The following is a 26,998-nucleotide window of genomic DNA, read 5'->3' on the forward strand; positions in this document are numbered from 1 at the left end:
TGGCGCCCGCTCCGGTCGGCGAACTTCCCCATGAAGGACGCGTCCCCGTTTGCGATCACCGGCACACTTCACGAGGGCAGAGGCACGGTTTTGCTCCGCGGGGTCCGGACGGCCGATGACCTCCCCGTGATCCTGAAGGTGCTCGACCCGAGGCGCAGCCGCCCGCGCGATCTCGAGCGCTTGAAGCGTGAATACGAGATTGGCAGGCAACTCGACCTACCGGCCATCGTCAGGCCGCTCGCCCTCGAGACGCACGAGGGAATGCCGGCGCTCGTGCTGGAGGATTTCGGCGGTCAGTCGCTCGACCACTTCCTCGGCGCGCCCTTGCCCATCGAGCGGTTCCTCGACCTCGCGGTTCGTATCGCGGCGGCCGTCGGGGCGCTCCACCGGCGTGGCATCATCCATAAAGATCTGAAACCCCAGAACATCCTCGTCAACGTGTCCACCGGCCAGGTCAAGCTCGCCGATTTCGGGCTCGCGGTATGCCCATCCCGCGAGCGCCAGGCGTCCCTTCGCCCGAGCCTCATCGAGGGCTCCCTGCCGTACCTCGCGCCGGAGCAAACGGGGCGGATGAACCGTGCGATCGACAGCCGCGCCGACCTCTATGCCCTGGGCGTGACATTCTACGAAATGCTCACCGGGCGCCTGCCCTTCGAGGCCCTGGATCCGCTCGAATGGGTGCATTGCCATGTCGCCCGTATCCCGCAGCCTCCCGGAACGTGGGTCCCGGAGCTGCCCGAGGCCCTCTCCGCGCTCGTCATGAAGCTCCTGGCCAAGATGGCGGACGATCGCTACCAGACTGCCCGGGGCCTCGCGCACGACCTCGAGCGGTGCCTTTTCGAATGGCGTGCCAAAGGCAGGCTCGAGCCGTTTGCCCTGGCCGAACACGACGTCTCCGGTCGCTTCGAGATCCCCCAGAAACTCTATGGCCGCGGGGAGGAGATCGCTGCGCTGTTGCGGGGGTTCGAGCGCGTGGTCGGCACGGGATCCCCCGAGCTCGTCCTGGTTTCGGGTTACTCCGGCATCGGAAAGTCGGCGCTGGTCCAGGAGCTCTACAAGCCCATCGTCCGCGAGCGGGGCTTCTTCGTTTCGGGGAAGTTCGACCAGTACAAGCGCGACATCCCCTATTCCACGATCGTCCAGGTCGTCCGGGAGCTCGTGCTCGACATCCTCGCCGAAAGCGAGGAACGGATCGCTCCTTTCCGTGAGCGCCTCATGGGCGCCCTCGGGATCAACGCACAGCTCATCGTGGACGTGATCCCGCAGGTCGAGCTCGTCATCGGCAGGCAACCGCCGGTCGCCGAGCTGCCGCCGATCGAGGCGCAGAACCGGTTCCGTATCGTGTTCCGGCATTTCATCGGGGTGTTTGCCCGGAAGGAGCACCCCCTCGTGCTCTTCCTCGACGATCTCCAGTGGGCCGATCCGGCGAGCCTCCTGCTCCTCGAGGATTTGATGACCCACCCCGAGATAGGCCATCTCCTCGTGATCGGCGCATACCGTGACAACGAGGTGACCCCCTTGCACCCGCTCGTGCAGACGCTCGGCAACGTGCGGAATGCGGGAGCGCGCGTCTCGGACATCGTGCTCGGCCCGCTCTCCTGGGAGCACCTCGCTGCGCTCGTCAGCGATATGCTTCACTGCCGCCCCGAGGAAGCCGCGCCGCTTTCGGACCTCGTCCACGAGAAGACCGCGGGCAACCCCTTTTTCACGATCCAGTTCCTCACTGCGCTGCATGAAGAGCGCCTGATCGAATTCGACGAACGCGCGAGCGCGTGGCGATGGGACGTCGCGAAGATCCGAGCCAAGGGCTTCACCGACAACGTGGTCGACCTGATGGTCGGCAAGCTCGCGCGGCTCCCTGCGCGCACGCAGGAAGCGCTGAAAACGCTCGCGTGTCTCGGCAATACAGCCGAGGTCGCCGTCCTCGCGGCGGTGAGCGGCCGCTCGGAGCAGGCATCACACGAGGATCTCTGGGAGGCCGTCCGTGTCGGGCTCGTCCTCTGGATGGACGGGGCATACAGCTTTCTCCACGACCGCGTCCAGGAGGCCGCTTATTCGCTCATTCCGGAAGCAGAGCGGGCGGTCGTGCACCTCGAAATTGGCCGGCTGCTCTTGTCGTCCACGCCCCCCGAGGAGCTCGAGGAGAGAATCTTCGACATCGTGAACCACCTCGATCGCGGCGCCGCGCTGATCACGTCGCGGGAGGAACGCGAGCGCGTGGCCGAGCTCAATCTCCTCGCCGGCAAGCGCGCCAAGGCAAAGGCGGCCTACGCATCGGCGAAGAATTGTCTCGCCGTCGGATCGGAGCTCCTGCCGGAGCATAGCTGGGAGCGGCGTTACGAGCTCACCTTCGCGCTCGAGCTCGACCGGGCCGAGTGCGAGTTCCTGCTCGGCGAGCTTTCGGCCGCGGAAGAGCGCCTCTCTTTGCTCTCGCTCCGCGCGAAAAACCTCGTCGATGCAGCCGCGGTCGCGTGCGTGCGCATGGATCTCTACACGACCCTGGATCGAAGCGACAGCAGCGTCGACGTGGGCCTCGAATACCTCCGGCGTGTCGGTGTCGAGTGGTCGCCGCACCCGACGAAGAACGACGTGCGGCAGGAATACGAGCGGCTCTGGCAGCAGCTCGGGGGCCGCGCGATCGAGGACCTCGTCGACCTGCCCTCGATGCACGATCCGGCCTTTCGCGCGACCCTCGACGTTCTCACGAGGGCCATTCCGCCGGCTTTGTTCACCGACGAGAATCTGCTCTGCCTCGTCATCTGCCGGATGGTGAATCTCAGCCTGGAGCATGGCAACAGCGACGTATCGAGCCTTGCCTATGCCCACCTCGGCATGGTCCTCGGGCCGCACTTCGGCGATTATCAAGCCGGGTTCCGCTTCGGAAAGCTCGGCTCGGACCTGGTGGAGAAACAAGAGCTGAACCGTTTCAAGGCCCGCGTCTACGTGTGCGTAGGCTCCGTGGTCATTCCCTGGACGAGGCACCTGCGGAGCGGACGCGCGCTCCTGCGCCGCGTCTTCCACGCGGCGCTCGAGACCGGTGACCTCACTTATGCGGCGTATAGCTTCTTCGACCTGATCACGCACCTCCTCGCGTCCGGAGATCCGCTCGGCGACGTGCAGCGAGAAGCCGAGAACGGGCTCGAATTCGCGCGGAAGATGCGGTTCGGCCTCATCGCCGACATCCTCACCGGACAGCTCAGGCTCATCCGCACGCTCATGGGCCTCACCCCCCATTTCTCTTCCTTCAACGACGACGAGTTCGACGAGGGCCGGTTCGAGCAGCACCTGGAGGCGGATCCGCGCCTCTCGACCGCCACGTGCTGGTACTGGATCCGCAAGCTCCAAGCGCGCTACTACGCGAACGATTTCGTCTCCGCCGTCGGCGCCGCGTCGAAGGCCGAGCCGCTTCTCTGGACGTCGCCGTCACACTTCGAGATGGCCGAGTATCATTTTTATGGCGCGCTCGCGCGGGCAGCGCATTATGGCACGGCGTCTGCCGACGAGCGGCCCGAGCACATGAGGGCCCTCGTCGCCCACCACGAGAAACTCGCGGGCTGGGCGGAGAACTGCCCCGAGAACTTCGAAAACCGGGCGGCGCTGGTGGCCGCCGAGATCGCCCGCATCGAAGGCCGAGACCTCGACGCCGAGCGCCTCTACGAAGAGGCCATCCGCTCGGCCCACGACAACGGCTTCGTCCACAATGAAGGGCTCGCCCACGAACTCACGTCGCGGTTTTACAGGGCACGACGATTCGACAAGATCGCCGACATGTACCTCCGCGACGCCCGCGCCTGTTATGCCTGCTGGGGCGTCGACGGCAAGGTCGAGCAGCTCGACCAGCAGCATCCTCGCCTGCTCCCGTCGAGATCTCTTCCGCCCGCTGCCACCTTCGCGCTTCGGCCAGAGCAGCTCGACCTGCTCTCGGTGACCAAGGCCTCGCAAACCATTTCGGGCGAGATCGTCCTCGACAAACTTTTGCGCACGCTGCTCACGGTGGTGCTCGAGCAGGGCGGAGCGCAACGAGGCTGTCTGATCGTCTGCCGGGAGGGTGGCTCTTCGATCGAGGCGGAGGCGTCGCTCGAGGGAAGAGGCGTGGCGACGAAGCTCCTGGAATCGCAGCCGCTCTCGTCGTCGCTCGTGCCCGTCTCGATCGTCAATTACGCCCTGCGGACGAAGGAGCGCGTGATCCTGGAGGACGCGTCCGAGGCGGCGAAATACGCGTCCGAGCCCTACATCGCCCGCGTGAGGCCGAGGTCGCTCCTGTGTTTGCCCATCGTCCAGCAGACCGAGGTGGTCGGCCTGCTCTATCTGGAGAACAACCTCCTTGCCGGCGCGTTCACGCCCGATCGGCTCGTGGCGCTTTCGCTCCTTGCCACGCAGGCCGCGATTTCCCTGGAGAAAGCGAAGCTCCTCGGGATGGAGCAGGCGGCGCGGGCGGCGGCCGAGGCAGCGGAGCGTCGGGCCACGTTCATCGCCGAGGCCGGGGCGGTCCTGTCGGAGTCGCTCGATTATCAGGAGACGCTCGCGCGCCTCGCGTGGCTGTGCGTGCAATCCATTTCCGACTGGTGCGTGATCGACATCGTGGAAGGCGGAGAGATCCGACGCATTGCCGGCGCCCACAAGGACCCCGCGAAGGCGCCGCTGGTCGAGGAGCTCCAGCGGCGGTATCCTCCTCGCTGGAATTCACCCCACGCGGCCTCCAGGGTCTTGCGGACGGGCCAGCCGGTCCTGATTCCCGAGCTCTCCGAGGAGGTCATTGGAAAACTCGTCGTCGACGACGAGCACCTGAGGCTCAGCCACGAGCTCGGTGCGCAGAGCTCCATGATCGTGCCGCTCGTGGCGCACGGACAAACCCTCGGCGTCCTGAGCGTCGTCTCCTCCGCGCCGGAGCGCCGTTATGGGCGCGCCGACCTCGTGTTGGTCGAAGAGGTCGCGCGCCGCGCCGCGGTCGCAATCGACAACGCGCGCCTCTATCGCAAGACGCAGGAGGCCGTGCGCGTGCGGGACGAATTCCTCACGGTGGCATCGCACGAGCTCAATACGCCGGTGACGTCGCTCCGGCTCACGCTGCAATCCATCGACCGGGCCATCCGGTCCGGCTGGCCGGCCGACACGCAGGCGATGGGCAAGATGGTCGAGCGGGCCCTGCGTCAAGGGACGCGCCTTGCCCGGCTGAACAAGGCCCTCGTGGACGTCTCGCAGCTCCACGCGGGCCGGCTCCCGCTCGAGCGCGAGGAGGTCGACCTCGCGACCCTCATCCGCAATGCGATCGACCAGCTCAAGCCGGAGCTCTCGCAAGCGCGGTGCACGGTCGACATCCAGGACGGCCAGCACGTCGTCGGTCATTGGGATCCCGACCGCATCGAGCAGATCGTGACGAACCTCCTCTCGAATGCGGCCAAGTTCGGGGCCGGCAAGCCCATCGAGATTTTTTACGGCGAGAACGAAGGGATCGCGCGGATCGTTGTCAATGATCACGGCATCGGTATCGACCCGGCGCGGCAGGAGCGCATCTTCGATCGCTTCGAGCGCGCCGCCTCCGAGAATTACGGCGGCCTCGGGCTTGGCTTGTACATCAGCCGCCGGATCGCGGAAGCGCACGGAGGCACGCTCCGTGTCCAGAGCGAGCCGGGGGCCGGCTCGTCGTTCACGCTCGAGCTTCCTCGTGTCGGCTGCGTCTCGACAGCCTGCTAAACCCGCGACGCACGAATCGCGTGGCGGAGCGCTGCCTGCAGCGAGCCGAACGTCTTGACGGCGAGCGGCACGTCGAGCTCGACCAGCGTGCGCGCCATTCCGGGCCCGAGGCCCGAGACCAGGCATTCGCTGCCGATGAGGCCGGTCGCGCGGATCATGTCGCCGAGGTGCGACGCAATCGAGGCGTCCATCGTCGACGCCCCCGTCAAATCGAGGATCGCGAAGCGCGCGCTGCTTCGCACGATCGCTTCGAGCAGGCTCTCCGTCATCCGCGTCGCGCGTGCGGCGTCGATTCCGCCGACGACGGGCATCGCGAGAACGCCTGCCCACAGATCGAGGACCGGCGCCGAGAGCTCCTCGATGGTGGCGGCCTGCGCGCGCTCGCGCTCGCGCATCTCCTCCTCTTCTTTCACGCGTTCGGTCACGTCGGTCACGAGCGACGCGACGCCCACGATCTGGCCTTCCTCGTCGACGAGCGACGTATTCGCCCATTCGCACGTGATGCGCCGACCGTCCTTGGTGATGTTCTCATTGCGGGCGCGCACCGGCCCCTTGGCCTGCTTGATTTGCTCCCAGATGTCGGCCACGTAGGGCCGGACCTCCGGGGGCACCATGAGATCCTGGCCGTGACGGCCCGCGGCCTCCTCGCGGAGCCAGCCGAAGATCGACTCCGCTGCCGGGTTCCAGTCCACGACGCGGAAATCGGTGTCCCACTCGATCATGCCGATCGGCGCCTGCTGGAAATGCAGCGCGAGCCGCTGCTGCGAGCGATAGAGCGCCTCGCGGATGCGTTTTTGACCCGTGACGTCGATGCCGACCCCGTAGAAATACTTGAACGCGCCGTCGTCGTCGTAGACGGGCCTTCCATGCCACTCGACGAGCAGCTCGCGGCCGCTTCGGGTGATCACCCGGTTTTCATTGTAGGTCGTGCCGCGCGACGACACGAGCTCCCCGAACACCCGCCGGAGCATCTCGTGATCCCGCACCGGGACGAACATCGTCGCGTAATCCTGGCCGATGACCTCTTCGCGCGTATACCCGAGAGCGCCGAGCATCGTCCCATTCATGTACATCGTGCGGCCGCTCGCATCGATACCGACAATGAACGTCGGCGAGGTATCCAGGATCTCGTGCGCAAGCAAGGGTTCCACGGCGTCCGGCATGGTGGTTCGTGCGCCGCTCGCGTTCTCCGAATCCAGGCGGCAAGGGTACGTTACCCGAGCGCCTTCGGCACCGCAAGACTCCACGGACGCCATTCGTATCGCAGAACACGCGTAATTTAATTGACGCTCCGGGCGCGTATGCGTTTCGATTCCGATCGGCGCTCGGATTTCGTTTTCCGCTCGGCGGCGGCCCGGGCTTGTTTGAAAGCCCCGGCCGCTTGCTCGCTTCACGCTACGGAATGTCTTCGAGCCCCCCCGGCATCGGGTAGGGCCACGTACTCGCGCTCGCGCCGCCGTCGACCTCCAGGATCTTCCCCGTGATCCACGACGACGCCGGCGAGGCCAGGAAAAGAACGGAGGCCGCGATATCCTCCGGCGTGGCGAGGCGGCCCATGGGCGTCTTCGCCGTCATCTTGTCCAGCATGTCGCCGGCCCCGACGAACGCTTCGAGCGCGTCCGTCATCGTCGCGCCCACGGCCAGCGCGTTGACGCGCACCCGCGGCGCCCATTCGTGGGCGAGCAGGCGCGTCATGTGGTTCAGCGCGGCCTTCGCGGCCCCGTAGGCGACGAAGCCCGTGTCCACGCAGTGGCTCATCGCAGACGAGATATTGACGATGGCGCCTCGCGTCCGCGCGAGGTGCGGCGCGGCGCTCCGGGAGAGGTGCAGCGCCGAGACGACGTTGAATTGGTACGACTCCATCATTTCTTCGTCCGACAGCGCGACCGCGATCCTCGGCGGATAGCCGCCCGCATTGTTGACGAGCACGTCGAGCCGGCCGAATTCCTCGAGCGTGCGCGCGAGCAGCCGGTCGAGCTCCGCGCCCGCGGTCACGTCCGTTGGCACCACGAGCGCGCGCCGCCCGCGCGCGCGCACCTCCTTCGCGGCCTCCTCCAGCACGTCCGCGCGCCGCGCGGCGAGCACGACGTCGGCCCCTGCCTCCGCCAGCGCAATCGCCGATCCACGACCGATCCCGCGGCTCGCGCCCGTGACGATCGCGACCTTGTCGTTCATCCGGAAAACATCGAGGATCATGGTCTCGTCTACCCCTTGGCCTTCCTCGGCAGGCGCGGCAAGAGCGCCGGCACGCGGTTCATGTGATCGGCATAGCCGGGCCTGCGCGCGACGGATCGTTTGTCCATCAGCGGAATGCTGATGAACACGAAGAGGCAGGTGATCCACGCGGGCCCGACGAGCGGATACCGGAGACCCGGATCCGAGGCGAGGGCGAACAGGAAAAGCCCCCACCAGAACGTGATCTCGCCGAGGTAATTCGGGTGGCGGCAATACGCCCACACGCCTGTATCGAGGATCTTCCCCGGCACGTCGTTCCGGAGCCGGAATGCGCGGAGCTCCGCGTCGGCGCGGCTCTCCAATGCGATCGCGCCCGCCGTGACCACGAACGCCGCCCCATCGAGCCACGAGAGCGGCCGCGTGCCCGTGGCGAGGGCCGGGAAGAGCGACAAACAGCCGAGAAACACGCAGACCGTCGGCATGAAATGGAGGCCGAGGAAGCTCACGAGCCAGTAGGCCCGCCCCATCGACCGGCGCAGATCGACGTACCGAAAATCCTCGTGGCCGAGCCCGTGCCAGCCGCGCGCCCAGTTCCACGTGAGCCGCGCGCCCCACGCGAGCACGAGCGCCGTGACCAGGATCCGCCGCGCCACGGGCGCGCCCGCGGCCTCCGGGGACATCGCAATCGCCGGCGCGATCACCATCGGCGCGACGCTCCAGTACGCATCGTACATGCTCGAATTGTTACAAAGCACGCTCCCCGCGAAGACCACCACCGTCGCCGCCGCGTCTGCCGCGGCGAACGCGACGATCGACGAATGATCCTGCGCGAGCGCGCGAAACACGAGCCACCCGACGACGGTGCCCGCGACATACGCGAGCGTCACGATCCCGAAATCCCGGGCACGATTCCCGGCTTTGTTCATGTCGTCTCCTCCGACAAACCCGACCAGCTCCGGTCGTCTTTCGGCCCACGCGCCGGGACCACGTCCACGACGAACCCCGTGAGGTGCGCCATGCCCGAGACCCGCTCGAGCCGCTCCGGCCCATCGGCCGCGAGCAGGTTGACGTTCACGCCCCGCGTCTTTGCCGCGACGGAGAGGCCCGCCGCGTGCTGATGACCCCAGCCGTGCGGCAATGCCACGGTCCCCGGCATGAGGTCGGCGAGCAGGCGCACGGGTACGCGCACCGTGGCCACGTCCGTCGAAACATCCGCGAAATCGCCGTCCGAAAGGCCGATTCGCTTCGCGTCCTCGGGGTGCACGTACAGGTGGTTCGTCCCTCCGTCCGGCTCGGCGAAATCTTCGAGGTTGTGGGTCCACGAATTGTGCGTCGTGACCCGCCGCCGCGTGACGAGCTTCAGCTTGCCCGCGCGGGCGATCTCCGCCTCGTAATCGAATTCGAGCTTCTTCGCGGCGGAGAGCAGCACCTCCGGCGCGAGATTCACCTTGCCGTCCTTCGTGATCACGCGCTTGCCGAGGAAATCGTCTCCGCGGTGCGGCGGGCGAAGGCGCCCGTGTATTTGCTCGGCGAGGCGCCCGAAGGTCCCGTTCCCGGTCGCGAGCAGCATCGCGGAGAGCAAGAGCTCCTGCGGAATCGAGCGGGGTTCGTCCGGATGGAACCATCCCTGCGCCGCCGTGAAGAACTCGAGGGCGCGCTGGGCGATGGTCGAGCCGAAGATGGGTTTGCCCGCGGCGCGGCAAAGATCGAGGTACATCGTGGCCTCGTCGCGCTGATCGCCGTCCTGCTTCACGACGGGCCGCGTCGCCTGGAGGTAAGGCCGGCGCTGCAGGCCCAGGAGGAGCGGGAAAATGAAGGGCAAATCGGCCCGCTCGAGCGGCGATGTCGCGGGCAGGACCCAGTGCGCGAGCGAGCCGGTCTCGTTCACGAAGAGATCGATCGTGACGAGCAGATCGAGCTTCTCGAATGCGCGCCGCAGCCTCCCCGCGCCCGGCATCGTGATGAGCGGGTTTCCCCCGGTCACGAAGAGCGCGCGGATCTTGCCGGGCCCGTCCGTGAGGATCTCGTCGGCAAGCAGCCCGCCCGGGAATGCGTCGTTCACGGAGCGGAAATCGCCGATGCGGGAGCGATCCTCCCGGAGGAGCGTGCCCGTGCGCCGGCCGAACGCGGCGAAATCGAAGATTCCCCGGCCGACGAGCGTCCCGCCCTCGCGATCGAGGTTCCCCGAAGCGGCGTTGATGCACTCGGCGAGCCAGAATGCGAGCGAGCCATTGCGGCCCATGTTGACGCCCGTCGAGACGTAGATCGCCGCGCGCCCCGCATCCCGATACGCGCGGACCATCGAGCGGAGCACGTCCGGCGCGATCCCCGTGACGCGCGCCGTGCGCTCGGGTGTCCATCCTTCCGCGACGGCGAGGACCTCGTCGAGCCCTTTCATGAAGCGCGCCGCGCGCTCGCGATCGATCCCGCCCACGGCTGCGAGCTCGCGCAAGAACGAGAGGAAAAACCACACGTCCGTGTCGGGCCGGATGAAGACATGCTCGCCCGCGACCTTGGCGCTCTCGGTGCGGCGCGGATCGACGACGAAGAGCTTTCCGCCGCGCGCCTCGATGTCCTTCAGCGCCCGCGCCGGGTTCGGGACCTGGAGGAAGCTCCATTTCGACACGACGGGGTTCGCCCCCACGACGATGAGGCATTTCGTCCGATCGAGATCGGGAAACGAGAGCGTGAACGGGAATCCGTACATCTCTCGTGAAACCGCGAATTTGTTGCTGCAATCTTGCGTCGCCGAGGCGTACATGCTGCGCGAGCCGAGCCCCTGCATGAAGCCCTGCGCGAAGACGGGGTGCAGCACGGAGAAACCCGCGGCCGTGCCGACGTACATGGCGATCGCGTCGGGGCCGTGTTCGTCGTGGATCCTGCGCACACGCGCGCCGATGTCGCCGAGGGCCGCGTCCCAGGACGCGGGCTCGAAGCGCTCGCCGCGGCGCGCGAGCGGGCTCCGCACGCGGTCGGGCGAGGCGTACATGCGGTGCTGCTTGAGGCCCTTGGGGCAAGCAAAGCCCTCGGTGGCGACGTGCCGCGCGTCGGGCCGGAGCGCGATGACGCGCCCGCCCTCGACGTCGGCCTCGAGGCCGCAGAGGGCCTCGCAGATGCGGCAAAAGGTGTGGTGTGTTTGGGTCATGAGGACACGCCGATCGAGCCGGCGCGGCCTCATATACCGATATCGCTGGGAAGTGACCAGGGGTCAGCAGGCTTCAGATCTCGAAATCGGCCGGATACTCTTCGTCCCCCGGCTGGCTGCCCGCGGCGATGACGCGAGTCTCCGGGGGTTTCACGGCGACGCGCGAGCGCTTGGGGATTCCCCGCGTGAGGAAGACCGAGCCGCCGACGACGCTGCCGTGTCCCACCACGGTCTGGCCGCCGAGCACCGTCGCGTTCGCGTAGAGCGTGACCGAGTCCTCGACCGTCGGGTGGCGCTTCGTGTTGCGAATGACGCGGCCTCGCTCGTCCTTCGGGTGCGAGATCGCGCCGAGCGTCACGCCCTGGTAGACTTTTACGTGACCGCCGATGTGGCTCGTCTCGCCGATGACGACGCCCGTCGCGTGATCGATGAAGAAGCTCTCGCCGACGGTCGCGCCCGGGTGGATGTCCGCGCCGCTCTGCGAATGGGCCCACTCGCTCATGATGCGCGGCATGAGCGGCACGCCGAGCACATAGAGCTCGTGCGCCACACGATGCACCGTGATCGCGAGCAGGCCCGGGTAGGAGAGGATCACCTCGTCGAGGCTGCCCGCCGCGGGATCTCCGTCGTACGCCGCTTGCACGTCGAGCAGCAGCGTGTCGCGGATCTCCGGCAGGCGGCTGAGCAGCCGGCACGCGATGTGCCGGCCGTACTCGGCACAGCCCCCGACCTCTTTCTCCTCCGTGCCGTCGCGCTCCGATTCGCCGGCCCAGCAGAGGCATTTCTCGATTTGCGTCGCGATCTTTTCGCGCAGCGTCGAGACGAGCGTGACGACGTGGTACCGAAGGTTGCCCTCCGTGAGGTCCTGACGCCCGTAATAGCCGGGGTAGAAGACCTGGAAGAGCAGCTCGATGATCTCGAAGATCTCCTCGCGGGAGGGCAGGAACTTCTTGCCGATGTAGTGGCCGCGCCGATCGCGCTCGTAGCTCGCGATCAGCCCGTCCACCACTGCGTCCAACGTTCGGGGCTTCGGATCGCCTTCGGCGTCCTTCGCCCCGAGCCCCAGGCTGTTTTCCAAATCGCCCATCATTCAACGCTCGGGGGCTCCGCCCGGCGAGCCGAGCTACGCCCCCGAACCCCCTCTTTCACGTGGCCGTCGCCTTCTCCACGGCCTCGAACATGCCCTCGAAGAGCGCGGTCGAGAGGTACCGTTCACCCGCGTCCGGCAGCACGGTCACGATCGTCTTGCCCTCGAACGCGGGATCGTTCGCGAGCCGGAGCGCCGCGACCATCGCCGCGCCGCACGAGATGCCCGCCAGGATGCCCTCCTCGCGCGCGAGCTGCCGCGCCATCGCGATCGACTCGTCGTTCGTCACGGTCTCCACGCGATCCACGAGCGAGAGATCGAGGTTTCGCGGGACGAACCCCGCGCCGAGCCCCTGGATCTTGTGCGGCGCGGGCTTCACCTCCTGGCCTGCGAGCGTCTGCGAGATGACGGGCGAGTGCACGGGCTCGACGGCGACCGTCAGGATCTTCTTGCCCTTCGTTTGCTTGATGTACCGCGACACGCCGGTGAGCGTGCCGCCGGTGCCGACGCCGCTGATGAAGACGTCGACCGCGCCGTCGGTGTCCTCCCAGATCTCGGGGCCCGTGGTCTTCTCGTGGATGGCGGGGTTCGCCGGGTTCTCGAACTGCTTCATCAGCACGTACTTGTCGGGCTGGGTCGCGGCGAGCTCCTCGGCGCGGGCGATCGCGCCCTTCATTCCGAGCGGGCCGGGCGTCAAGATGATCTGCGCGCCGAGCGCGACCAGCACCTTGCGCCGCTCCATGCTCATCGTCTCGGGCATCGTCAGCACGCAGGTGTAGCCCCGCGCCGCCGCGGCGAACGCGAGCGCGATGCCGGTGTTGCCGCTCGTGGCCTCGACGATCGACATGCCCGGCCGGAGGGCGCCGCGCTCCTCGGCGTCCCACACCATCGCCGCGCCGATGCGGCATTTGACCGAGTATGCGGGGTTTCGACCCTCGATCTTGGCCAGCACGGTCGCGCGCGCGCCTGCCGTGAGGCGGTTGATCTTGACGAGGGGCGTGTGCCCGATGCTGCGTGAGTTGTCTTCGTAGATACGCGCCATGGGGCGCGGACTCTACCACGCTCGCCGCGATCATGGTGCTCCCTCGGCACGAAGCCGTGAAAGGCGCTCGCGCGCCCCCCTCGCTTGACGCGCGGCTGTCCCCGCCATAACCCAGAAAACCCATGCACAAGATCGGCTTGCTCGTCTCGGTCGCCGCGCTCCTGCTTCCGGCGTGCGGAAAATCCTCGGATCCGGCGCCCGCGCCGTCAGGAGCGGCCGTGCCCGCGGCGGCCTCGGCGGCCGCGCACGCGCCCACGGCGAGCGCCGCCGCAGCGCCCGCCGAGACGAGCGCGTATTCGATCGTGCTCGAAGCACCGGGCGAGATCATGATCACGGCGATGAAGGGCGGCGCGTTCCTCGCCGTATCGAGTCTCTACCTCCCCCTCGGCGAGGGGCCGCTCGTGCAGGATCCCGCGTTTATGAAGGGCCTCAAAAAGGGCGAGCCGTCGTTCGGCCTCGACGGCGCCGAATGGCCGAAGTCCGCCTGGATCCTGGCTGTCGACGAGGAAGGCAAAGGCAAGCTCTACAAATGGTTCGACTCGCTCGGCGGCCGCTGGGAGCCGCAGCCGATCCTCCGAGAGGGCGAGATCGTGCAAAGCCAAAATGTGATCGGCGAAAACGTCGTCGCCGCCATCCAAATGCCCTCGAACGATATCCGGATGGCCCTCCTCGGCGGCAAGGGCGGCGTCCTCCCGGCGCCCGCGGCCGCGAAAAAAGCTGCGCCGGCCGGCGAAGGCGCCGAGGAGGCGCCGAGCGATACGCCGCCCGAGAACGACAAGAGCTGCAAGGTGAAGATGAGCCCCGATGGGCCTTATCTCCTCGCCGGCACGCCCACGGGCGAGGCCTTCGCGGCGGGCTACGAGTGCCAGGACGGCGGCGGCAAAGGCGCGCCGATGGTCGAGCGCTGGGAAGCGAAGAAGGTGCGCGGCACGGTGGAGCCGCTTCCCGCGCCGGCCACGGGCTCGCTCGCGTTGATCGGCGTCGTGGCCGTGTCGGCGACGGACGCCTGGGTCTACGGGAACACGGACGGGACGTCCTACCTCGCGCACTGGGACGGCAAGGCGTGGGCACTCGAAAAGGCACCCTCCGGCAAGAAAATCAACCACCTCACCACGATCGAGGGCGGCGCGCTCCTCGGAAGCTTCGAAGATGGTTTGTACACCAAGAAGTCCGGGGGCGCGTGGGAGGCCGTGGCCCTGCCGAAGAAGCCGGAGGGCTTCGAGCCCGAGACCGCGTACGCGCGCACCGCGACCGACGTGTGGGTCGCCGGCAAGGCGGGCGGCAAAAGGTACCTGCTCCGCTCGGCGAAGGTGGACAAACCCGTGGTCATGCCCTCCGAAAAGGAGGTCCAGGCCACGCTCACCTCGAACTTCCGCTACGCCGCGACGCCGCTCTGCGCAAAACCCTACGCCCACCTCTTCTCGATCGGGCCGAGCGCCACGCCGATTCCGAAGGAGTTCCCCGCGATCAAGAAATCCTTCGAGGGCAAGAAATTCGACGGGGCGAAGCTCGTCGTGGAGGACGACGGCCGGAGCCTCTTCGTGGGCGCGAAGGCGGCGAACATCGAGCAAGCCGAGGCGATCGTGAAGGCGTTTGCCGAGGCAAACCCCAAGACGACGCCCCGCGTGTTCTGCCACGAGCCGCAGGTAAAGAAGGACGTCGACTGGCCCTGAGAGGGCGGGGAGGGAATCGCGTCCGCTACTGGCAGAACTCCTGCGTACACACGCCCCCGATCGGCGCGCAGATCCCGCAGCTCTCGTTGCAGCAGTATTCGCCGGGGCCGCAAATGTTGTCCCTGCAGCGCACGCGCCCCGGCCCCCCGCCCGGGCCGCCGACCCTCAGGCAGCCGCAGCCGCATTCGTCGGAGAAGGGCCTGGACCCTGGCTCGCAGGGGAACCGCATGGCTGCGCACGCGGCCGGGTCTCGCGAGAGGTAGCGTCGCCGCGGGTTCGCGCAGCGAGCCGCCGTCGGTCCTCCCCGAACACACACGCCAATGCAGTCCGCGCCGCCTCGGGCCGGATCACAATCGTCCCCTGGCAGATCGATGCACCGCAGACCGGCGGGACACCGGAATCCCGCGAATCCGCCGCAACGCGGGAGCCGCGCGAAGTCCTGGATGGAAAGATCGTCCTCCGCGGCTCCGAGGTCCTCTTCTTCCGCGGCCGTGAGGGGCAGGTCTGCATCGAGATCGTCGTCCGTCGGTTCGCCGCCCACGCAAGCGCTCCCCACGATCGCGGCGCCGAAGGCAAGCCCGAGCAGCGCGAATCCTTTGGTCCACATATGATTGCTCCCTTTCAGGCTCGGGGGGAGCTCGTGGAGACGAGCGAATCCCCCCCATTTCCTCTGTCGAGCACGGCGCGTACCGTTCCCTTTGCGTGCATTCGGCGCCCGCGTGATCAGGAACGGCACAGCGCAGGCGCGGCACGCTTGGCAAATCGGGCGAGGTGGGAGAGCGATTCGAGGGCGCTTCCATTGACACGGCATTTCGCCACCCAAGAAAACGATCGAGGTGAGCCATGAGAAAGCGCATGGGTGGGACGATGCTGGCCTGCATGATCGGAATGATGTGCAGCTTCGCCGGGGCCTCGGCGCGCGCCGAGGAGCGGGGCGCGCCGAGGAGCGAAGCGCGCGAGGGGACCTCGGAGGCCCGAGGCACACTCGTCGCCGAGCCGACGATGTGCGCGCGGTGCATGCGCGGGTGCCTCCGCGGCGAATATCGATGGTGGCCGTTCAATTGCGAGACGCTCTGCGCGGTCCTTCTGTGCAGGCCCGAGCACAGGGTCGGCGTCGACGACGAGGTGACGACGCGCTCGGTTCAGCCCTGATTCGGGCCTTTCTCCGGGGCGAGCGTCGAGCCTCGGAATTCCGCGTTGCCCTGGAAGCACGTGACCGATGCCGCCCCGTTCGGGGCTCGCGGATGGTAGCGCGACACGTCGACGGGCGCCTCGCGGACCGTGGTCCCTTCGGGCGTCGCGACGTACGCCGTGAGCGCGTGGGCCACGTCGTCGGCGAGCAAGCGGGTCGAGAGGACCTGGAAATTGGCGCTCCACGAGCCGTCCGCGGCGAGGTGGCACCATCCCTCGGCGATCGAGAGCGGGGCAATGACGTCACACACCGCGTCCGGCGGCGCTCGCATCTCGCACGCTCGGTCCGTGGGGGCGATCTCGATGCAGGGTTTGCCGTCGAGGAAAAGCTCGATACGTCGGGGGCTCTCGCCGCCGGGAATCGAGCCGGGTGCGTCGAAGCGGACGCCGAGGCTCGTGAAGCAGTGGGCGCCCGGCACCTCGGCGTCGCGCGCCGGCTGGGCCTGGGAGGCGAACGAGACGAGCAGAACGGCGGCGGCGGCGCATCGCGTTGCGTGTCCGTACATGTCCCATCGGTATACCAATTTCCATGCCGGTTCCGTCCAAAGGACCCCGCGCGCTCCTTCCGTTTGACAGGCAAGCGTCCCGGCGCTTTCATCCCGCCGCTGGAACACGAAGATGCCCGATACCGCCTCGCAGCTTCTCCCGTACGACCAGATCAAGCAGCAACTCGACACGGGCGCCGTCGCGTGCCTCGCGTCCGCGAGCCCCGAGCTCGTGAACGCGCACCTGCCGGTGATCTCCTACAAGAAGTCCACGATCACGGTCGAGCTCTCGTTCCAGAGCCTCCCCAAGGAGGCGTTTTTCCCGATCGTCGACGTGCTTGCGCAGTATTTCCGGTACTTCTCGGAGTTCCGCCGCAGCTATTTCGGGGTCGCGGTCGTCGCCGACCATCACAGCCCCTTCGATCGCCGGATGTCCGAGCGGCGGAAACCGGGTGAGGGGCCCGAGCTCCCGCCGCCGATGAAGGTGACGTTCCGGTTCGATCCGAAGGGGCACGGCGCGATTCATTTCGAGAAAGAGGCGCTCCTCCTGCAAGAGGAGGTCAATTGCATCCTCGACGTCCTGCGCAAGTATGCCTTCCATACGAGCGACGCGGCGAACGCGAGCTCGCCCAAGCAGAAGCTCGCCGAGCTCGGCGCCGTGGTCTTCGAGGCGAGCCCCGCGTTCTCGGAGGACCGCATCGCCGGCTACGAGCGCACGAAGCGCGAGGTGCGCGAGACCATCGTCCTGCCGCTCCTCCACCCCGAGATCTTCATGGCCGTCGGCGAAATGGCCCGCACGCGGCCGGGGGCGAGCGTCCCGCGCGCCGTCCTGTTCGAGGGACCGCCGGGCACGGGCAAGACCACGATGGCGCGCGTCATCGCGAGCCAGAGCGGGATCCCGCTCGTCTACGTGCCCGTCGAGTCGATCATGAGCAAATGGTTCGGCGAGTCGGAAAAGAGGCTCGACGCGATCTTCGACCGGGCCGGCGCTCTTTCGCGGAGCATCGTCTTCCTCGACGAGATCGACGCCTTCGCCGGCTCGCGTGATCGGGCGATGCACGAGGGGACGCGGCGCATCCTCTCGGTGCTGCTCCGCCAGATGCAGGGGCTCGTCGATACGAGCAACGTGGTGGTGATTGGCGCGACGAACCGCAAGGACGACCTGGATCCGGCGCTCCTCAGCCGGTTCAACCTCTTCGTCCATTTCCCGCTCCCCGACGCGGAGGAGCGCGCGGCCATCCTCGCGTATTATGCGAAGCACCTCGAAGCGGAGGAGCTTCGTTCGCTCGCGGAAAAGGCCGAGGGGCGGTCGGGGCGTGAGCTCGAGGATGCGTGCGGCGTGGCCGAGCGGATGTGGGCCTCGCAGATCATCGCGACGAACGCGAGCGTGACGCCGCCTCCGGTGGAGACGTACGCCACGGCGTTCCGGTTGAAATTCCGAGGATCGGGGGGAGGCGGGGCTACTTGACCTTCGGGCAGGCCGCGAGATCGGCTTCCTTGAATTTTTTGCCGTTCTCGATGTCCTTCTTCGTCACGTCCACGTTGCCCTGCGTGGCGTCCTTGACGGGCACCCACGCCGCGTCCTTCCCGGCGAAATCGGTGAACATCGCGACGGCGCTTTGCTCGAGCTCGAGCTGCTTCTGGAGCGCGGCGAGGTAGGCGTCGTCGGCCTGCGTGAGCGCCGCGCAGCCGTTCTTGAGTTGCTCGACCGTCACGCTGGCCGTGTCTTTCTTGTACTTGTTCACGAGCGCGTCGTACGCCTCGGCGGCCTGCGTGCGCGCGCCCATGGCGATGACGCCGGCGGCGAGGCGCTGGTTGCGCGCGAGCTCGTACTGGGCGAACGCGATCGGGGGCGGGGCGCCCTGGAACAGGCCGTCCTTCGCGGAGCTCAGGAACATGAACGTGTAGGGCACCGTGAGCTCGGTCGACGTCGTCTTCAGCGGGAGCGCGGCGACCTTCGGCTGCAGGCACGTGGCGACCTGCGTGCCGTTCGGGTCCGTCGGCGGCTTGATCGTGACGGCCGGCGCGCCCGCCTGCGTGAGCTTGACCTGGGCCGTGAGGACCACCGGATCCGCGCTCTTCCACGGCGCATAACAATCGCAGAAGCTGCCCTGCGCGAGCCGGATCGTGCCGGCCACGTCGGAGCCCTCGCCGACGCCCATCTTGACCGAGGGCATCACGCTGGCGATGTGCTTGTATTGCACCTCGGCCGTCACGTTGCTCGCGGCGCCGGCTTTCTTTTCCCAGTCGGGGGCGGTCGCGGTGAACTTGTCGACGGCGGCCTTGATGCATTGCTCGCCGGCGGGCGTGATGTTCTGGCCCGTGATGGCGTGCGCGAGCTTGCCGCCCGAGAGGGTGGTCTTGAGGGCGAGGTCCGTCTCGTCCGCGGGGCCGCGGTTCTTCGGGTCGACGAGGCATTCCATGACGAACGGCCGGGCCGCGACGAGCAGGCCGGTGAGCACTTCGCTGTTGATCTTCTCCGGCAGGGCGGGCGCTTGCTGGAAACAAACGCCGAGATCGACGGGGTTGATGTTCACGATGCGCTGCTGCGTGGAGACGGGGCCCGTCGGGCCGGCGCCCTGGCCGGTCTGCGATGCGCCACCACACCCGAGCCCGAGGCCGAGGGCGAGGAGCGGTAGAGCTTTGCGGAGATGGATCATGGCTTCTTCCAGGTGGTTTTACCGGCGTCCTGCCGGCGGGCGCGGAGCTTAGCGGAAGGGCTCGGCGGGGCACAAGCGCGGCGGGCACGGTTTTTCCGGCCGCCGTAGGGCAGGGACGGATCCCTTTTCTGGAACCCTCGCGGCTCCTCGAACGTCAGAGGTCATCGGCCCGGCGAGCGCCGGGTGGATCGGACGGAGGTTCGGGCATGGACGTTTCGGGCAGCGAGGGCAGGGGGCAGGGCGAGGGGCCGGCGGGCGAGACGCGGCGATCGGGTGGGGTCGCGCGGATCGTGCTCCTCCTCGGGGCGGCGCTCTCGGTCGTGGCGGGGCTCGAGTGCACGCCTTCGCAGCGCGCGAGCGCGAAGCCGGAGGCGCCGCTCATCACCGCCGAGCATCGCCCGCGGTTTCCTCGGAGCCCCCACGCGAACCCGCGCTGGTCCTGGCCCGCGATGGCGCAATTCCAGTCCATGTACGATCAAGCCGAGCGCCAGGCCAAACCCATTCGCCTCGCCCACGGCCTCCTCGTCAAGGACGTGGACGGGCAGCACGCGGAGGTCGACGACGTGGTGCTCTCCATCGAGCGCGAGGCCGAGGGCGATCTCTACGAACTCCAGGTCGAATTCGCGGCGACCGACGAGGCGTACGATCAAGCTCGTTTCTGGAACCGATCCGGCTGGAAGCTCGTGACGGGCTCGATGGAGCGGGCCGCGGCGGGCGTGCCGCTCGTGTTCGAGAGAGGTTCGTCGCGGATTCGAATCGAGCCGACGTACGTCTCGTCCGAGGGCCGCATTCCGATGGAGGCGCTCGACGCCTGGTCGTACGTGGCCACGCTGCTCGCGTCGGATCCGCCGGTGTACGACACCACGCGTGCCACGTTCGAGGAGGACGCGGAGGAAAAGATCGCGGCGGCGCGGGCCGCGGGCGACAAGGAGAAGGCGCTCTCGTATTATCGAATCTGGCGCCCGATGGGCCGCTGCTCGATGGATTCTCGGCCCGCGCAGGTCGCGCGCGAGTACGCCGAGCTCTGTTACGAGATGGGCAAGCTCGGCTGTTTCCTCCAGCTCCAGCTCCGCATCATGGGCGACCAGTTCGACCGGGTCGCATATTCGAGTTATGGCGAGGCCTCGCACGCGACCGAGGCGGAGCGGCTCACGGAGACGGGGCTCGACGTGGACACGTTCCTGCTCGGGCTCGCGCTGCGGTTCAGCGGCGTTTCGCGCCAGGGTGAGCTCGGTGGATACCGGCTCGTGCGCTCGATCAAGGAGTCGGGGCGCGCGGCGCCGATCGCGGCGAGGCTTTCGGCGTGGGCGAAGGACGGCACGTTCGACGACCATAGCAGGCTCACGGCGACGCAGATCCTCGCGCTGCTCGAAGAGGACGCGGCGCTCGCGGACGAGGAGTCGCTCTCGGAAATCGCGCGGTTGTGGCTCGCGCGGCATCGAGCGAAGAAGTAGTCTTTCCGGTCATGATCGCGATACGTCCGACCTTCGCTCTGCCGTTCGTCCTGCTCGTCGCCGCCTGTTCCATGGACGGACCGAATTCGTCGCCGACCGACGGAAGCGCGAGCGGAAGCGGAGGCGACAGCGGGAGCGGGACCGGAGGCGGAGGCGGCGGAGGCGGCGGCGGCGGCAGCGTGCCCGAACCGTCCGGTCCGATCCGATATCCGCACGGCCTGCGGCATTCGCCCCTCTCGAAGACCGTCGTCGAGCGATGGAAAGGCATTCTCGCCACGAGCCCCGGGCGGACGAGCATCTTCGCCAAGGTCGGCGATTCGAATACCGTCAATACCGGGTTCGCGACGTGTTTCGGCAGCAATGACATCCAGTGGGGCCCGAGCGCCGCCCTCGAGCCTGCGCGCGCGTTTTTCGGGAAAGACCTCGCCGACGGCGCGAAGACCTCGTTCGAACGGATCACCCTGGCCGCGAAGGTCGGTTGGTCCTCGGGGGCCGTCCTCGCCGGCGATCCTTCGCCGCTCGCCCAGGAGATCGCCGCCATCACGCCGGCCTTCGCCGTCGTCCTGCTCGGCACGAACGATACCTATCCGCAGGGCATCGAGCCCTTCGCGCAAAATCTCCTTCGCGTCGTCGACGAGCTCGCCGCGGCCGGCGTCGTCCCATGGCTCACGACCTTGCCCCAGCGCGACGATAACGACGAGGCCCGCGCGCTCGTCCCCGAAATGAATGCCGTCGTCCGCGCCGTGGCCCAGGCCCGGCAAGCGCCGCTCATGGATCTCTTCGGCACGCTCGCCGAGCTGCCCGATCACGGCCTCGTCGGCGACGGCATTCATCTGCAATCGTTCGCGCAGGGCGGCGTGCACGCCTGCTGGTTCGACGCCGCGGGCCTCGGCGAGGGGATGAATCGGCGAAACTTGCTCACGATCGAGGCGCTCGACCGCGCCCGGCGTTTCCTGCTCGAAGGCGAGGCGCCCGAGCCGCGGCCCAAGGATCTCGCGGGGGAGGGGACGTGGGAGAGCCCCTTCGAGATCGACGCGCTCCCCTTCGTCGACGATCGCGACACCGCCGCGAGCAAGATCTCCGTCGCGAACCAGTATTCGTGCAGCCCCGTCGACGAGGGCGGATCCGAGGTCGTCTACCGGCTCACGCTGACCGAGCCGACGAACCTGCGCATTCGTGTGTTCGACGCCGCGGGCGTCGATATCGACGTGCACTTCATGGAGGATCCGGGCGGCGCCGCGCTTTGCGTCTCGCGCGCCGACAAAGTGCTCGACGTGAACGCGGGCCCGGGGACGTACTGGATCTCCGCGGATACCTACGTGAGCGCGTCCGGGCCTTTGCCCGGGCCCTACCTCTTCACCGTGGTCGCGATCGACTGAACGGGCGAATCCCCGGCCCCATCAGCCAGGCTCGTGATACGCTCCGCGCCGATGGCCCTCGTCGCCCACAGGCCCGTTCCCATCACCACCGTCGGACCGTCGAAGGGGGGAACGACCGTTTTTCGTCACGCTGGAAAGCTCCACGTCACGTGCGTGCTCAAGGCCACGTTCAACTTCGTTTCCGGCGCGCCGATGCAGCCCATCGCCCCGGAAGAGCTGTTCCGCGCCGAGATGCACCACCGCGACAACCCGACCCGCAGCATTCGCGCCACGAGCGACGTCGTGCCGCACCTGCCGCGCGTCGATATCGTGCTTTCCGGGCACGCCTGCGCGCCCGCGGGGACCACCGTGACCCGGCAGGTCGTGCGCCTCGCCGTCTTCCATGGCCACGCGCTGCTCGACAAGACGCTTCACGTCTACGGCGATCGCAAGGGCGCCGAGATCACGCCCTTCGACAAGATTCCCCTCGTGTACGAGCGCGCGCTCGGCGGCATCGGTTTCCGGCCGAACCCGCACGGGACGGGGAAAGCGCCCGGATCCTCGCCGCCGAACGTGGTGTACCCGACGGACGGGAGCATCGTCGCGGGTTTTGGGCCGATCTCGCGCGCGCTCGCGCAACGCAAGTCGCTCCTCGGCTCGCTCTCGCCCATGGCGCTCGAGCAGCCCGTGCCGGAGATCCCGGCCGATTTCGATTGGTCCTATTTCCAGGCCGCGCCGCACGACCAGCAGATCGAATCGCTCGTGGGCAACGAATGGATCGTGCTCGAGGGGCTGCACCCGGAGCATCCGCGGATTTCGTCGCGCCTGCCCACGGCGCGGGGCCTCGTGACGCTCTTCGGCCTGTCGCCGGGCGCGCCCGAGGCCGCGCGTACCATTGCGATGCGGCCCGACATCCTGCGCATCGACGCGGACACGCTGCGGTGTTCGCTCGTTTGTCGCGTCGTCGTGCCCCTCGATGACGAGCGGGCCCTCGGCACGTTGCGCATCGCGGGCGGCATCGAGACCGAGGGGCGCCCGCTCGCGCACCTCTTGACCCCGCCGCCGATGCCGGAAAAGAAAGGGCAACCCCTGGTCACGACGGTCGACGATCTGGCCACGACCACGGCCCGGAGCGATACGTGGTCGCGCGGCGGGAGCGAATCGACGATGGTGCTCGAAGACATCGTGCCGAGCTCGGAGCCGATGCCATTCGCGCAAAGGTCCCCGCAACACCCGTTCGAAGGGACGTTCGCCCTCGACGGGGACGCGGCGGTCGCCGCGCAGCAGAAGCCCGCGATTCCGTTCGCAGGCGGGCCCAAGTCCGCGTCGCCCGCGGCTGCGGGGGCTCCCATTCCGGGCGCGCCCTGGTCGAGGGGCCCCGCCGAAGTCGCACCCATGCCGATCGTCGAAGAGGTGACGCGGGCCCTCTCGTTCGCGGCGGATCTGGCGAATCTCGATTTGTCGGAGGCAGCCGCCGAGCCGCCGCCCCCGCCGCCGAGCGCGCCCGTGCCGAGCGCGCCTACGCCGAACCCCGAGCCCGTCGCGCCGAAAGCGCCTCCGACCGCTGCCGCTCCCCCGGCGCCGCCGCGCCCCGCGCGGACCGATCCGTGGGCGGAATCGCCGAAGGAGCCGCAGGTCGAGATCCCGAAGCCCCCGCCGCCGCGAATCCCGCCGCGGCCGGCGGTCAACAAGTCGCTGTACGGCGGGTTCGGGCCGCCCAAGAAAAAGAGTTAGTCAGGACAGACGGGCGCGGGCCGCGTGGCACGCGGCCGTGACCCACGCGAGGCCGAATTCGCCGTCGAGGACGAGATCGGGCTCGACGCCGACGCCGTCGATCGCGATTCCGCCCGGCCCCGTGGAATGCGCGGCCGTGCGATAGGCGAACGAATCCTCCTCTCCCGGAACGAGGCGCTGCGCGCTGCCTTTTCCGTGGGTCCGCTGGCCGAGGACGAGGGCGCGGCCGTGCGCCTTCAGCGCCGCGGCGAGGATCTCCGCGGCCGAGCCCGTCGCGCCGTCGACGAGCACGACGAGCGGCATCGTGTACGCCGCTGGCAATTCGGCGCGGCGAACGACCTCGTCCCCTTCGGCGTCCTCGATCCGGACGATCTCCGCGCCCGCGTCGAGGAACGTCGCCGCCCACGCGACGAGCGCGTCGACGTCGCCGCCCGGGCAGCCCGCGAGATCGAGGACGAGCGCCCGCGCGCCTTCGGCTTCGAGCTTCCGCGCCGCCACGTGAAAGCGGCTCGTGATGTCCGTCGTGACGACCGCGACTCGCACGTATCCGATTCCGTCGTCGAGCATCACGGCCGCGAGCGGCGCCGTGCCTGCGCGGCCGAGGATGGCGTCACCGAGAGCCGCGGCGCGCGTGGCCGAGACGCTGTCCGGCGAGGCCGCGGCCGGGGATTGTGCGTATCCGTAAAACACGTTCACGGCGCTCGGGACCACGACGGCGCCGAGGGCGTTGTTCCCGGTGTTGCCCATCGTCGGGCAGGTCAGGTTGATCGCGGGCATCTTGTCGACGAACACGATCGGATTGCCCATGACGTACTTGCCCGGGCCCTTCACGGTCCAGTGCGCCGTGCCGGGTTCGTCGCCGGAGGTCATGGCGATGATCGATCCGAGGTTCAGCGCGTGGACGCCCGAGACCTTCACGATCGGCGAGAACACCGAGGCCTGCGCGTTCATCGCGATGTTCGGATACGGAATGGGGACGGGGCCGACCGGCGTCGGCGTGAGGCAGACGTCCGGAAACCCGAAATTCATTCCGGCTCCGCGGTTCGATGCAGGGAGCATGGCAGAGCGCCTCCTAGCCCAGGTGGACTTCCTTGCCGTTGATCGAGACTTTTTCCTCGGTGAGGATCGTCGCGCTCTTCGCCTGCGAGTGCATCGAACCCTCGACGACCGTGTGCGTTTGTCCAGCTTGCACACTGATGAGCTCCGTGACGCGCTGGCGCAGCGTGGTGAACGCGTGGACGACCTCCGAGGCGATCGTGCGGATCTTCTTCGAGGTCACGGAGAGCTCGGGCGAGGCGATCTCGACCCCGCGATCCGCTGCGATCCGGAGCGTCCCCCCGGCGCGCAGCTCGGCGTCGGCGGGGAAATGCAGGACCGCGGGACCCCGCGCGTGCACAACGCCGATGATCCAGTGGCCCTCGGCGTTCCCGATGACGAGAACCTCGTCGCCGGGGACGGGCTCGTACGCATGGGCGAGGGCGAGGCGCGCGTGGACCTTGCCGCCTTTCGGCAGGTCGACCTCGATTTCGGCGGGGCGGACGGACGCGACCGTCGCCGGGCCGAGGTAGAGGCCCTTGTCCGCGGTTTCCTCGAAACGCAATCGCGCTACGTTCGACATGGGGTCTCCTTCAAGCTCCTTCGCGCGGCGGGGGCCTGTAGGCCTCCGCTTCGAGCCGGTCGACATCGGTGCGGCGGACGCCGAGGAGGTTCGCGCCCACGAAGAGCGCGCCCGAATCCCGGACGTTGTGCAGGTTGGCGTGGGAGAGGTTCGTCGTGGAGAAATCGGCCTCGCGCACGTCGGCATGGGAGAAGTCCGCGTGGGAGAGCTTCGCCCCGCCGAAGATCGCGCCTTTCGCCTTCGAGCGCACCCAGAGTGTCTCGCGCAGGTCCGCGCCGCCGAAATGGGCGAAGCCCGCCTCCGCCCCGGTGAACGTCGCATGCCGGAGCCGCCCGCCGGTGAAGCGCGCCCCCGACACCGCCGCGTCCCCGAAGAACGCGCCTTTCGCCTGGAGCCCGGTGAGATCGGCCGTTTCGAGCCGCGTGCGCGCAAAGCAGGCCTGCGTGGCCGTGGCATTCGTGAGCTTCGCGCCGGACAGATCCGCGTCCGTGAAATCGGCATGCGTAAAATCGCAGCCGGCGAGGTTCATGCCGCGGAGGTTCGATTTGAAGAACGAGCAGCGGTGCATGGAGAGGCCCGCGAGGCGCAGGTTCCGGAGATCCATGCCGCCGAAATCGACGGTCTTGAACGTGGCTCGCTCGATCTTCGCGCCTTCGAGGCTCGCGCCGCGGACGCTCGCGCCCCACAGGAACGCGTGCGAGAGGATCGTCCCGGCGAGGACGGCCCGATCGAGCTGGGTCATCAGGAGCCGCGCGCCTTCGAGGCTCGCGCCGGAGAGGTCGGCCTCGGTGAGCGTGGTCATTTCGAGGTCCTGCCCCGCGAGATTCACGAGCACGAGCTTGGCGCGCTGGAGGATCGTGCGCTTCAAATTGGCGCCGGCGAGGTCCGCGCCCGTGAGATCGCAGCCCGAGAGATCCGCCATTTCGAGGTTCGCCCCCGAGAGGCGCGCGTCGCGCAGGCAGACGCCGCGCAGCGACGTGAAGAAGAGATTTCTTCCTGCGAGGTCGGCGCGATCGGCCTCGCCCTCCTCGGCCGGGAGCACAGCGCCGTCGTCGCGATTCCGATCGAGCTTGCTCAGGATCGCCCGGTCGAGCTGGCATTTGCCGAGGACCTTGGGCAGCGTCGCGCCGCGCAGATCGGCCTCGTGGAAGAGGACCACGTCGAGCGTCGCGCCGTCGAGGTTTGCCCGGACGAGCCGTGCGCGCGAGAGGACGCTCTGCTCCATGCGGATTCCGCGGAGGTTCGCGCCCGTGAGGTTCGCCCCGATCAGCACCGTCTGGTGGAAGACGGCGTTTTCCGCATCCACGCCCGAGAGATCCGCGCCTTCGAGCATGGCCTCCGAAAAATCCGCGCTCCAGAGCCGCGCCCGCGCGAGGTTTGCCCGCGGCAGGACGGCGCGGCGCAGATTGGCCGTCGCGAGGCTCGTGCCCGCGAAGCTCACGCGGAGGCATTTCGTGCCCTCGAGGTTCGCTCCTTCGAGGTTCGCCCCTTCGAGCGAGGTGTCGAAAATTTCGGCCTCCGCGAGGTTTGCATTGCGGAGGGAGGCGCCGTCGAGCCGCACGCCGCGGAGCTTGGCTTTCGCGAGTTTCGCGGCGCCGAGGTCCTGGCCACGGAGATCCACACCGTCGAGGGTCACGCCCTCGAAGCTTTCTCCCGATCGGAGGCGTGCGGCGAGTTCGGCC

19 protein-coding genes are annotated in these 26,998 nt (G+C 68.2%); 7 read left to right on the forward strand and 12 right to left on the reverse strand.

Annotated features, from left to right (window positions below; all coding sequences use genetic code 11):
* The first annotated feature begins 30 nt into the window (after positions 1 to 30).
* Positions 31 to 5,694 (forward strand): AAA family ATPase, encoded by a 5,664-nt coding sequence (locus tag QHF83_RS40840; protein ID WP_282423507.1) that lies wholly within the window; start codon positions 31 to 33, stop codon positions 5,692 to 5,694.
* Here QHF83_RS40840 and QHF83_RS40845 read toward each other — a convergent pair.
* The 6 genes from QHF83_RS40845 to cysK all read right to left on the reverse strand — a co-directional run bounded on the left by QHF83_RS40845 (position 5,691) and on the right by cysK (position 13,143).
* On the reverse strand, positions 5,691 to 6,845 hold the full coding sequence (locus tag QHF83_RS40845; protein WP_282423508.1) for a PAS domain S-box protein: 1,155 nt from the start codon (positions 6,843 to 6,845) through the stop codon (positions 5,691 to 5,693). The genes QHF83_RS40840 and QHF83_RS40845 overlap by 4 nt on opposite strands.
* 244 nt (positions 6,846 to 7,089) lie before the next feature.
* Positions 7,090 to 7,890: a glucose 1-dehydrogenase gene (locus tag QHF83_RS40850; protein WP_282423509.1), complete on the reverse strand. Its 801-nt coding sequence runs from the start codon at positions 7,888 to 7,890 to the stop codon at positions 7,090 to 7,092.
* An 8-nt stretch (positions 7,891 to 7,898) separates the two neighbouring features.
* Positions 7,899 to 8,795, reverse strand: coding sequence for a DUF1295 domain-containing protein (locus QHF83_RS40855; RefSeq protein WP_282423510.1), 897 nt, complete (start codon positions 8,793 to 8,795; stop codon positions 7,899 to 7,901).
* Positions 8,792 to 11,014, reverse strand: a complete 2,223-nt coding sequence (locus tag QHF83_RS40860) for a molybdopterin-dependent oxidoreductase (RefSeq protein WP_282423511.1) — start codon at positions 11,012 to 11,014, stop codon at positions 8,792 to 8,794. Before QHF83_RS40860 ends, QHF83_RS40855 begins: the two co-directional genes overlap by 4 nt.
* A 73-nt stretch (positions 11,015 to 11,087) precedes the next feature.
* On the reverse strand, positions 11,088 to 12,092 hold the full coding sequence (locus QHF83_RS40865) for a serine acetyltransferase (RefSeq protein ID WP_282423512.1): 1,005 nt from the start codon (positions 12,090 to 12,092) through the stop codon (positions 11,088 to 11,090).
* A 67-nt stretch (positions 12,093 to 12,159) separates the two neighbouring features.
* The gene (gene cysK / locus QHF83_RS40870) at positions 12,160 to 13,143 is read right to left on the reverse strand and encodes a cysteine synthase A (protein WP_282423513.1); all 984 of its coding nucleotides are present in this window, start codon (positions 13,141 to 13,143) and stop codon (positions 12,160 to 12,162) included.
* 122 nt (positions 13,144 to 13,265) lie between these two features.
* Here cysK and QHF83_RS40875 point away from each other — a divergent pair, with 122 nt between their 5' ends.
* Positions 13,266 to 14,816, forward strand: a complete 1,551-nt coding sequence (locus QHF83_RS40875; protein WP_282423514.1) for a hypothetical protein — start codon at positions 13,266 to 13,268, stop codon at positions 14,814 to 14,816.
* Between the two features lie 25 nt (positions 14,817 to 14,841).
* On the opposite strand, the gene QHF83_RS40880 is transcribed toward QHF83_RS40875, so the two are convergent.
* Positions 14,842 to 15,423 carry a hypothetical protein gene (locus tag QHF83_RS40880; protein WP_282423515.1) on the reverse strand — a complete coding sequence of 194 codons (582 nt, stop codon included), beginning with the start codon at positions 15,421 to 15,423 and terminating at the stop codon, positions 14,842 to 14,844.
* A gap of 236 nt (positions 15,424 to 15,659) precedes the next feature.
* On the opposite strand from QHF83_RS40880, the gene QHF83_RS40885 reads away from it, so the two are divergent.
* Positions 15,660 to 15,968 carry a hypothetical protein gene (locus QHF83_RS40885; protein WP_282423516.1) on the forward strand — a complete coding sequence of 103 codons (309 nt, stop codon included), beginning with the start codon at positions 15,660 to 15,662 and terminating at the stop codon, positions 15,966 to 15,968.
* Here the strand turns inward: QHF83_RS40885 and QHF83_RS40890 are convergent.
* The gene (locus QHF83_RS40890) at positions 15,959 to 16,513 is read right to left on the reverse strand and encodes a hypothetical protein (RefSeq protein ID WP_282423517.1); all 555 of its coding nucleotides are present in this window, start codon (positions 16,511 to 16,513) and stop codon (positions 15,959 to 15,961) included. The two genes, QHF83_RS40885 and QHF83_RS40890, sit on opposite strands and share 10 nt — an antisense overlap.
* A gap of 112 nt (positions 16,514 to 16,625) precedes the next feature.
* Between QHF83_RS40890 and QHF83_RS40895 the strand changes: the two genes are divergently transcribed.
* Complete coding sequence (locus tag QHF83_RS40895) at positions 16,626 to 17,960, forward strand: ATP-binding protein (RefSeq protein WP_282423518.1); 1,335 nt, start codon at positions 16,626 to 16,628, stop codon at positions 17,958 to 17,960.
* On the opposite strand, the gene QHF83_RS40900 is transcribed toward QHF83_RS40895, so the two are convergent.
* Positions 17,953 to 19,152: a hypothetical protein gene (locus tag QHF83_RS40900; protein ID WP_282423519.1), complete on the reverse strand. Its 1,200-nt coding sequence runs from the start codon at positions 19,150 to 19,152 to the stop codon at positions 17,953 to 17,955. The genes QHF83_RS40895 and QHF83_RS40900 overlap by 8 nt on opposite strands.
* Before the next feature lie 206 nt (positions 19,153 to 19,358).
* Between QHF83_RS40900 and QHF83_RS40905 the strand changes: the two genes are divergently transcribed.
* The 3 genes from QHF83_RS40905 to QHF83_RS40915 are packed head-to-tail and all read left to right on the forward strand — an operon-like array spanning position 19,359 to position 23,698.
* On the forward strand, positions 19,359 to 20,606 hold the full coding sequence (locus QHF83_RS40905; RefSeq protein ID WP_282423520.1) for a hypothetical protein: 1,248 nt from the start codon (positions 19,359 to 19,361) through the stop codon (positions 20,604 to 20,606).
* A gap of 11 nt (positions 20,607 to 20,617) precedes the next feature.
* Entirely contained in the window at positions 20,618 to 21,985 is a 1,368-nt protein-coding gene (locus tag QHF83_RS40910; RefSeq protein WP_282423521.1) for an SGNH/GDSL hydrolase family protein, read from the forward strand.
* A gap of 51 nt (positions 21,986 to 22,036) precedes the next feature.
* Positions 22,037 to 23,698 carry a DUF2169 domain-containing protein gene (locus QHF83_RS40915; protein ID WP_282423522.1) on the forward strand — a complete coding sequence of 554 codons (1,662 nt, stop codon included), beginning with the start codon at positions 22,037 to 22,039 and terminating at the stop codon, positions 23,696 to 23,698.
* Here QHF83_RS40915 and QHF83_RS40920 read toward each other — a convergent pair whose 3' ends face one another.
* Genes QHF83_RS40920 through QHF83_RS40930 form a run of 3 tightly spaced genes read right to left on the reverse strand, consistent with a single transcriptional unit; the run spans position 23,699 to position 26,952 of the window.
* Entirely contained in the window at positions 23,699 to 24,757 is a 1,059-nt protein-coding gene (locus QHF83_RS40920; protein ID WP_282423523.1) for a S41 family peptidase, read from the reverse strand.
* 13 nt (positions 24,758 to 24,770) lie between these two features.
* Positions 24,771 to 25,316 carry a DUF3540 domain-containing protein gene (locus tag QHF83_RS40925; protein ID WP_282423524.1) on the reverse strand — a complete coding sequence of 182 codons (546 nt, stop codon included), beginning with the start codon at positions 25,314 to 25,316 and terminating at the stop codon, positions 24,771 to 24,773.
* 10 nt (positions 25,317 to 25,326) lie between these two features.
* Positions 25,327 to 26,952 carry a pentapeptide repeat-containing protein gene (locus QHF83_RS40930; protein WP_282423525.1) on the reverse strand — a complete coding sequence of 542 codons (1,626 nt, stop codon included), beginning with the start codon at positions 26,950 to 26,952 and terminating at the stop codon, positions 25,327 to 25,329.
* Positions 26,953 to 26,998: the final 46 nt, after the last annotated feature.

This window comes from Polyangium sp. 15x6 (genome assembly GCF_029960785.1).
Lineage (GTDB): Bacteria > Myxococcota_A > Polyangia > Polyangiales > Polyangiaceae > Polyangium.

Excerpts from the sequence above, each read along its gene's own strand:
- QHF83_RS40840 (WP_282423507.1), top strand. The coding sequence starts at position 31 with ATGAAGGACGCGTCCCCGTTTGCGATCACCGGCACACTTCACGAGGGC.
- QHF83_RS40850 (WP_282423509.1), bottom strand. The coding sequence starts at position 7,890 with ATGATCCTCGATGTTTTCCGGATGAACGACAAGGTCGCGATCGTCACG.
- QHF83_RS40855 (WP_282423510.1), bottom strand. The coding sequence starts at position 8,795 with ATGAACAAAGCCGGGAATCGTGCCCGGGATTTCGGGATCGTGACGCTC.
- QHF83_RS40860 (WP_282423511.1), bottom strand. The coding sequence starts at position 11,014 with ATGACCCAAACACACCACACCTTTTGCCGCATCTGCGAGGCCCTCTGC.
- cysK (WP_282423513.1), bottom strand. The coding sequence starts at position 13,143 with ATGGCGCGTATCTACGAAGACAACTCACGCAGCATCGGGCACACGCCC.
- QHF83_RS40875 (WP_282423514.1), top strand. The coding sequence starts at position 13,266 with ATGCACAAGATCGGCTTGCTCGTCTCGGTCGCCGCGCTCCTGCTTCCG.
- QHF83_RS40880 (WP_282423515.1), bottom strand. The coding sequence starts at position 15,423 with ATGTGGACCAAAGGATTCGCGCTGCTCGGGCTTGCCTTCGGCGCCGCG.
- QHF83_RS40885 (WP_282423516.1), top strand. The coding sequence starts at position 15,660 with ATGAGAAAGCGCATGGGTGGGACGATGCTGGCCTGCATGATCGGAATG.
- QHF83_RS40890 (WP_282423517.1), bottom strand. The coding sequence starts at position 16,513 with ATGTACGGACACGCAACGCGATGCGCCGCCGCCGCCGTTCTGCTCGTC.
- QHF83_RS40895 (WP_282423518.1), top strand. The coding sequence starts at position 16,626 with ATGCCCGATACCGCCTCGCAGCTTCTCCCGTACGACCAGATCAAGCAG.
- QHF83_RS40900 (WP_282423519.1), bottom strand. The coding sequence starts at position 19,152 with ATGATCCATCTCCGCAAAGCTCTACCGCTCCTCGCCCTCGGCCTCGGG.
- QHF83_RS40905 (WP_282423520.1), top strand. The coding sequence starts at position 19,359 with ATGGACGTTTCGGGCAGCGAGGGCAGGGGGCAGGGCGAGGGGCCGGCG.
- QHF83_RS40910 (WP_282423521.1), top strand. The coding sequence starts at position 20,618 with ATGATCGCGATACGTCCGACCTTCGCTCTGCCGTTCGTCCTGCTCGTC.
- QHF83_RS40915 (WP_282423522.1), top strand. The coding sequence starts at position 22,037 with ATGGCCCTCGTCGCCCACAGGCCCGTTCCCATCACCACCGTCGGACCG.
- QHF83_RS40920 (WP_282423523.1), bottom strand. The coding sequence starts at position 24,757 with ATGCTCCCTGCATCGAACCGCGGAGCCGGAATGAATTTCGGGTTTCCG.
- QHF83_RS40925 (WP_282423524.1), bottom strand. The coding sequence starts at position 25,316 with ATGTCGAACGTAGCGCGATTGCGTTTCGAGGAAACCGCGGACAAGGGC.